Annotated in this window: 7 protein-coding genes; all 7 read right to left on the minus strand. The window is 29.7% G+C overall.

Annotation, left to right across the window (positions count from 1 at the left end; all coding sequences use genetic code 11):
* Positions 1-83: 83 nt before the first annotated feature.
* Complete coding sequence (locus tag GQS58_RS11510) at positions 84-926, minus strand: alpha/beta hydrolase family protein (protein WP_166386003.1); 843 nt, start codon at positions 924-926, stop codon at positions 84-86.
* Positions 927-936: 10 nt separating this feature from the next.
* A complete protein-coding gene (locus GQS58_RS11515) occupies positions 937-1,542 on the minus strand; it encodes a LysE family transporter (protein ID WP_166386005.1) in 606 nt (201 codons plus the stop codon).
* 57 nt (positions 1,543-1,599) lie between these two features.
* Complete coding sequence (locus GQS58_RS11520) at positions 1,600-2,145, minus strand: LysE family transporter (RefSeq protein ID WP_240914603.1); 546 nt, start codon at positions 2,143-2,145, stop codon at positions 1,600-1,602.
* A gap of 81 nt (positions 2,146-2,226) precedes the next feature.
* Positions 2,227-2,850 (minus strand): LysE family translocator, encoded by a 624-nt coding sequence (locus GQS58_RS11525; protein ID WP_166386007.1) that lies wholly within the window; start codon positions 2,848-2,850, stop codon positions 2,227-2,229.
* An 89-nt stretch (positions 2,851-2,939) separates the two neighbouring features.
* Positions 2,940-4,295 carry an NADP-specific glutamate dehydrogenase gene (gene gdhA, locus GQS58_RS11530; RefSeq protein WP_205860422.1) on the minus strand — a complete coding sequence of 452 codons (1,356 nt, stop codon included), beginning with the start codon at positions 4,293-4,295 and terminating at the stop codon, positions 2,940-2,942.
* Between the two features lie 367 nt (positions 4,296-4,662).
* On the minus strand, positions 4,663-6,000 hold the full coding sequence (gene gdhA / locus GQS58_RS11535; RefSeq protein ID WP_166386009.1) for an NADP-specific glutamate dehydrogenase: 1,338 nt from the start codon (positions 5,998-6,000) through the stop codon (positions 4,663-4,665).
* A gap of 177 nt (positions 6,001-6,177) precedes the next feature.
* The coding region (locus GQS58_RS11540) for a PEP/pyruvate-binding domain-containing protein (protein ID WP_240914604.1) at positions 6,178-7,553 on the minus strand (1,376 nt) is incomplete at its 5' end.

The following is a 7,553-nucleotide window of genomic DNA, read 5'->3' on the forward strand; positions in this document are numbered from 1 at the left end:
TATTCAGTTTACAGTAGCAGTATTCAGTGTTTTACGCTATTTGTCATTCCGAAATGAGCTTTTTTCAAGCGATTGAGAAATGGCTAATTCTTTAAAAAATAGATACAAAGCTCAGTTACCTCCTCTAATTCTTTAGACATGTTTTCCTTTTTCCAAGGATGAGAAACATTAAAAACATGATCTGCATTTTTAATGATTTCAAATTGACTTTCAGCATTCCAAGAATGTATATTTTTACCTTCATCAATAGGGACAGAAGTATCTTTATCTCCGTGAATTACTAATTGTGGAATTTTTAAATTTGCTACCGCCTTTTGAATATTTAATCGTTCTTCGTTTTCTTTAAAATCTAAATAAAACTGATAGAAATGTGGCATATTTTGTTTTGTTCTTCCATTTAAAACGTATTTAACACCTGTTTTCTTCCAGTTTTCTAAATCGCCAATTGTTGAGCTTCTAGAACCAAAATCGCACACTGCAGCTAAGGAAATTACTTTTTTTACTCTTGCATCTTCATTTGCTTTTAGCAATACAATTCCGCCACCTCTACTATGTCCTATTATTGAAATATCATTAACAGCTACTTCATTTTTAAATTTTTCTTCGGATGAAATCCAATCGATAACACTTTCTAAATCGTCTAGTTCTTTGGTGTAATTATTATTTCCAAAAGCTTCTAAATCTGGAAAATCAATTGGGTTTTCAGCGGTACCTCCATTATGAGAAAAGTTGAATTTTATAAGGAAAAAACCTGCATCAGCAAAAGCTTCTGCCATTAAATTCCAAGCGCCCCAATCTTTAAAACCTTTGTAACCGTGACAAAAAATAACTATTTTTTTTGGTTGATGATCTTCTTTGTAAAAAACATCTGTTACAATGGGTTTGCTGTGTTTTCCTTGAACAACTATATTTTTAATTCTATTCATCTTATGTCAATTATATTACAAATTTAAGAAATGTTACCAATGCAAAACCACCTGTAATAAAACTAAGTAGTAAATTTATATTGTTGGTTAAATTTCCAGTTTTTTGTTGAATCAATTTTGCGAAACGTCCGTATAAATACAATATAAGATACGTACCAAGTACAGAACCAAACACAAAAAGTAGTATTGAAACCAGATCAAAACTAAAGCTATTAAATGTAATTAAAAAAGCTGTTGACCCGCAGAAAAAAGGAATTGCAAACATATTTAATAATGATAAGATAACGCCTGTAAAAAAAGTATTCTTGTGTTTAATTTCTAGTTGTTTCTTTTCTTTATTGTTTTGTTTAAAAAAGTAAACAGATAAAAAAACAAGAACTACAACGCCTGTTTTTTCTAATATTTCTAAAAATGTTGGGTTTTTAGAAACGTATTCTATAATATAAATAGAAAAATATACTTGCATAAAAACAACCATAGAAACACCTAATATAAACTTGGTAAACTCTCTTTTATTAGCTTCTAAACTAATTTTTAAGGCAGTCATATTTAAGACACTTGGTAGCGTATATCCTAAAAAGGAAAAAACAAAACCAAAGAAAAAAAGAGAAATCATGTTACTTTATTTAGTAATAATTAAGTCGAAAGTAATGTTTAAAAATTACTATTATAATTAAAACAACTGTTTTATAAGAGAAAAAACAGCGACCAAACCTGTTAGAATAGACAAAATTAAATTGATGTCTTTTGTGAGTTTCCCTGTTTTCTGTTGAATTATTTTCGCAAATTTCCCATATAAAAATAGAATATAGAATGTTCCTAACACAGATCCTAAGGTGAAAAAAAATACAGAAACAGCATCAAAACTAAAGAGCTTAAAAACATCTAACGTAATAATTGTTCCACTAAAAAAAGGAATGCCAAACATGTTTAAAATAGATAGTGCAATACCTGTTAGCAATGGGTTTCTATTTTTAGTTTTTACTGCATCAATCTTTATTTTTCCTTTTTTAGATTCTCTATAAAAGTAATAAGATAAAGCTATAAAAACAACAATTCCTGCTTTTTCTAAGGTTTCTAAGATGGTTGGGTTTTGTGCAATGTATTTGGTTAAAATAACGGCAATTATAACCTGAGGAATGATAATTAAAGAAACTCCGAATGCGTATTTGTTTGCAGCTTGTTTTCCTTTTTCTAAGCTAATTTTTAACGCCGTCATATTTAACATACTTGGTGTTATAGAGCCTACAAAAGAGAAAATAAATCCGAAGAAAAAAAGTAAAAAGATATTCAAAATAAATTATTTATAGAGTAGAAAAACGAAGTTTCCTACAGCAACGACACCTGTTAAACACCCTAAAATTAAATCCATTTTAGAAGCAATAAAAGTTAGTTTATGTTCAATTTTTTTGGCAACAATTGCATACAATGAATATAATGTAAAAGAACCAATTGTAGAACCAATTGAAAAATAAAATCCATTTACGTAAGAATATTCAAAATATTCTAATCCTATTAAAACAGAAATAGTTGTAAAATAAAATGGAATTGCAATAGTGTTTAAAAGAGACATACCAATACCATGTAAGTAAGCTTTAGATTTAGGTATTTCTTCTTTTACGTTCTTTTCTTTTGATGTAAAATACAGTCTAAAAAAATTAATAGATAATAACAAGAGAATACCTGTACCTACCTTTTGTAATAAGGTTATGTACTCTGAGTTTTCCATTAATATACTCGATAAATAGGCACCTATATTGGCTTGAAAAAATAAAACGGTAGCGTAACCACCAATAAGATAAAATGCTGCTTTTTTGCCATTTCTTAAACTGAATTTAACGACTGTTAAATTTAAAAAACTGGGTGTTATACTACCTACAACAGCAACAGTAAAACCTAAGAAAATAAAAATTAGAAAGCTCATGAATTATTTTTTATATAGGCAAATAAACAAAAAAACGCGCCAAAAAATTGACGCGTTTCATTTATATAATAACTTATAAGAATTTTTTACTATACTACACCTTGCGCTAACATTGCATTTGCAATCTTTACAAAACCTGCAATATTTGCTCCTTTGATATAATCTATAGATCCATCTTCATTTTCACCATATTCTACACAAGAATCATGTATTTTTTGCATAATTTCTTTTAACTTTTCATCTACTTTTTCACTAGACCAGTTTAACCTTAATGAATTCTGACTCATTTCTAAACCAGAAGTTGCAACACCACCAGCATTAGATGCTTTACCTGGAGCAAATAATATTTTTGCTTTTTGATATTCATGAACAGCCTCTGGTGTAGAAGGCATATTTGCACCTTCAGTTACACAGATACAACCGTTGTTAATTAATGTTTTTGCTTCCTCACCATTTAACTCGTTTTGAGTAGCACATGGCAATGCAATATCACATTTTACAGACCAAGGTCTTTCTCCTTTAAAATATTTTGCTTTTGGGTATTCTTCTAAATATTCGCTAATTCTGCCACGTTTTTCATTTTTAAGATACATAATGTGGTTTAATTTTTCTGCATCAATACCATCTTCATCGTAAATATATCCTCCAGAATCTGAAAGCGTTAATACTTTTGCTCCAAATTCAATAGCTTTTTCAGCTGCATATTGTGCAACATTTCCAGATCCAGAAATCACTACATTTTTTCCTTTAAAAGATTCGTTTTTACGTTTTAGCATAGATGCTGCAAAATATACAGTACCGTAACCTGTAGCTTCTGGTCTTATTAATGAGCCACCATATTCTATTCCTTTTCCTGTTAAAACACCTGTAAATTCTGTTCTCAATTTTTTATACATTCCAAACAAATAGCCAATTTCTCTTCCTCCAACGCCAATATCTCCGGCAGGCACATCTGTATTTGGTCCAATATGTTTTTGCAATTCACTCATAAAGTTTTGGCAAAAACTCATAATCTCACGATCAGATTTTCCTTTCGGATCAAAATCTGCACCTCCTTTACCACCACCCATTGGTAATGTTGTTAAAGAGTTTTTAAATACTTGCTCAAAAGCCAAAAACTTTAAAATACTAGCATTTACAGATGGATGAAATCTTAAACCACCTTTGTAGGGGCCAATTGCAGAATTCATTTGTACTCTATAGCCTCTATTAACTCTTATTTCTCCTTTATCATCTATCCATGTAACTCTAAAAGAAATTAATCTTTCAGGTTCTACCATTCTTAATAAAATATTTTTGCCGTAATACTTTTTATTTTCAATAATAAAAGGAATTAAAGTTTCGGCAACTTCTTTAACTGCTTGTAAAAACTCAGGTTCATGGCTGTTTCTTTTTTCAACCAACTGCATAAAATCTTCTATTTGGGTCTCTATTTTTGTAAGCATTTTTTTTTGAATTTTATAAACATTTAACGAAAACAAATATAAGTTATTTTCAATATTAGTAATCTTAAAATAATCAAAATTATGTATTCATATCCGTTAAAATTAGACCTATAAGTCTTTGCAAAAACTAAATTTTATTATTTAGAACTGCTCTTATTATCACTATATTTTACTACTGTTCTATTTTTATTTTAATCACGGTAACTAACATCTATATAAGATTTTTAGTAGGTCTATAAAACATGCACTTATTTATTTAAATACAGTTATAACTCATAAAATAAATGAGATTACCAGATATTTATATAAAGATCAAAAAAAAACGCATCAAAAGGATTGATGCGTTTTAGTCTTTAATTTATTTTTTTTATATAACTCCTAAGTCTAACATAGAATCTGCAACTTTAATAAAACCAGCAATATTTGCCCCCTTTACATAATTTACATAGCCATCTTCTTCTGTTCCGTATACTAAACAAGCTGTATGAATTGAATGCATTATTTGATGTAATTTTTCATCTACTTCTTCTTTCGTCCAGTTTAGTTTCATTGCATTTTGCGACATTTCTAAACCAGAAACTCCAACTCCACCAGCATTTACTGCTTTACCAGGTGCGTATAAAATTTTAGCATCATGAAATGCATGAACAGCCTCTGGGGTACAACCCATATTAGAAACTTCTGCAATATATTGTACGCCATTTGCAACTAATTTTATGGCATCTTCTCCGTTTAATTCATTTTGAGTAGCACAAGGCATTGCAATATCACATTTTACACTCCATGGTTTTTCATTAGGATAAAATTTTGCTTCAGGAAATTCATCTACATACGGCGAAACAATGTCGTTATTAGATGCTCTTAACTGTAATAAGTAACTAATTTTATCATCATCTAACCCTTTTTCATCATAAATATATCCATCAGGACCAGAAATTGTAACTACTTTTCCACCTAATTCTGTAATTTTTAAAGCCACACCCCACGTTACGTTTCCAAAACCAGAAAGTGCTACTATTTTACCTTTAAAATCATCATTTTTAGTTTCTAATATTTCTTTTGTAAAGTAAACGCCACCAAAACCTGTTGCTTCTGGTCTTATTAAGCTTCCTCCCCAATTTAAACCTTTTCCTGTAAAAACGCCTGTATGTTCTTGTTGTAATTTTTTATACATCCCATACATAAACCCAATTTCTCTACCACCAGTTCCAATATCTCCAGCTGGTACATCTGTACTTGGGCCAATCATTCTCCACAATTCTAACATAAATGCTTGGCAAAAACGCATAATTTCGGTATCCGATTTTCCTTTAGGATTAAAATCAGAACCACCTTTTCCACCTCCCATTGGTAGTGTTGTTAAGGCGTTTTTAAAGATTTGCTCAAATCCTAAAAACTTTAAGATACTTAAATTTACACTTGGGTGTAAACGAATACCTCCTTTATAAGGACCTATGGCATTGTTAAATTGCACTCTATGACCAATATTTACTTGAACCTGTCCTGCATCATCAATCCAAGAAATTCTAAAGGTTAAAATTCTATCTGGTTCTACTAAACGCTCAATAATTTTAGCCGCTTCGTATTGTGGATTTTCATTATAAATTGTCTCAATAGACTCTAAAACCTCTTTAACAGCCTGTAAATATTCTTTTTCACCAGGGTGTTTTGTTTCCAAATTTGTTAAAATTTCTTTTACATTCATAATGGTATAATTAGTAATTTTTTATTGAATAACTTGTACTTCAAAAATACATTTTAAAATTGATTTTAAAATAAAATAGTCAGCATGTTTTTTGACAATTAACAATATTTTATCCTTTTTCTAAGAATCTGAATATTAATTCATTTATTTAAGGTGTTTTTTTATAATATATACATTTTACATAAACCCTTCTGGAGGTAATTCTTCAAATGATTCTTCTTTATTTGAAGTACTGTTTTCCAAGGAAATACCTTCTTTAAAAATAACTGCTTTATTATTTTTACCATCAATAATAACAGTAAGGTCCTTTTTAAAAGAAATATGTCTTAAATAAGAATCTTCAAAAATAGCTTCTTGATTATTTAAATAATCTACATCAAAAAAGCCATCTTTTATAAACGGATTGATGGTTAAATATCCTACTTTAAAAGAGGTTAAATTTTGAAAAAAATGAGTTCCCTGACTCGGGTCTATTCTAAAATCATTTAAACCAGATTCTACAATTATTTTTGCTGCTGATATTTGAGACCAAAGCACCGGAATGCCTAACCAAGAATCGCTAGATCCCCAACGCCCGGGCCCCACTAAAATATAGGGTTTGTCTAGTGCCACAAATTTTTTATTAATTTCTTCTACTGCACTTGCAATATCTCTTGTATTTGCAGAATTAAAGGTTTCTGGTTTTACATAAACCACATCACAAATGTTTTCATATTTACCATTTCCTAAAGCAGATTCAGAATAAATGATGGTTTCAGAAATATCTAAGTTTTCAGGCAATTTACTTACCGTTTCCATACTTTCTATAATAGGTCTTATCTGCAAAAAGCTAAATTCTTTTGGTTTACCTGTAGGAACATCTAATTTTACTGCAAATTCTATTTCTATTGGGTTTCTCATTTCTCGTTGCCCAACACGTAAGAGTTCTTGTAAAATTTCTGGCAACGGAAATGTATTGTATTTTAAAATATTATCAAACGTAATTACACGAATACCATCATGCATTACACCAGGTCTAATCATATTATTTTGTAAATCATAGGTAGATGCTACAAACTTTAAAGACCCATGATTTTCTGCTTTTCTAATCGTTACCTTCTTTTTATTGATGGCTTCACAAGTTGAAACCTTATAACTATCTGGGTTTAAATCTAAACCATAAAAATACTGTTGCGTTTCTCTTTGCGTAGAACCAGGAGAAGATAGTTGTAATATTTTTTTAGGATAAGAAGGTGAAAAACGTAATGTTTGTCCGCCACCCACTATTATTTCCCCTAAACCTAAAGCAATATTGGCAATTCCTTCACTTGCCTTTTCATCTCCAATGGGATAAAAATTAATAGAACGTGCTACCCCAGAAATGTTTGGATAATATACATCTTGATATGGCTTACCGATAACTTCTTGTAAAATTACAGCCATTTTATCTTCTTCTATAGTATGTGATATTGCTTTTAAATATGCTTTACTGTTTTCAAAAAAAGCAGATGCAATAACAGATTTAATTGCATTAGCAACCATTTCAACTTTTTTGTTTATTTCAGAATTTGGAA

The organism is Polaribacter sp. 11A2H, from assembly GCF_011379025.1.
Taxonomy (GTDB): Bacteria; Bacteroidota; Bacteroidia; order Flavobacteriales; family Flavobacteriaceae; genus Polaribacter.

Excerpts from the sequence above, each read along its gene's own strand:
- gdhA (WP_205860422.1), bottom strand. The coding sequence starts at position 4,295 with ATGCTTACAAAAATAGAGACCCAAATAGAAGATTTTATGCAGTTGGTT.
- GQS58_RS11510 (WP_166386003.1), bottom strand. The coding sequence starts at position 926 with ATGAATAGAATTAAAAATATAGTTGTTCAAGGAAAACACAGCAAACCC.
- GQS58_RS11520 (WP_240914603.1), bottom strand. The coding sequence starts at position 2,145 with ATGACGGCGTTAAAAATTAGCTTAGAAAAAGGAAAACAAGCTGCAAAC.
- GQS58_RS11525 (WP_166386007.1), bottom strand. The coding sequence starts at position 2,850 with ATGAGCTTTCTAATTTTTATTTTCTTAGGTTTTACTGTTGCTGTTGTA.
- gdhA (WP_166386009.1), bottom strand. The coding sequence starts at position 6,000 with ATGAATGTAAAAGAAATTTTAACAAATTTGGAAACAAAACACCCTGGT.
- GQS58_RS11515 (WP_166386005.1), bottom strand. The coding sequence starts at position 1,542 with ATGATTTCTCTTTTTTTCTTTGGTTTTGTTTTTTCCTTTTTAGGATAT.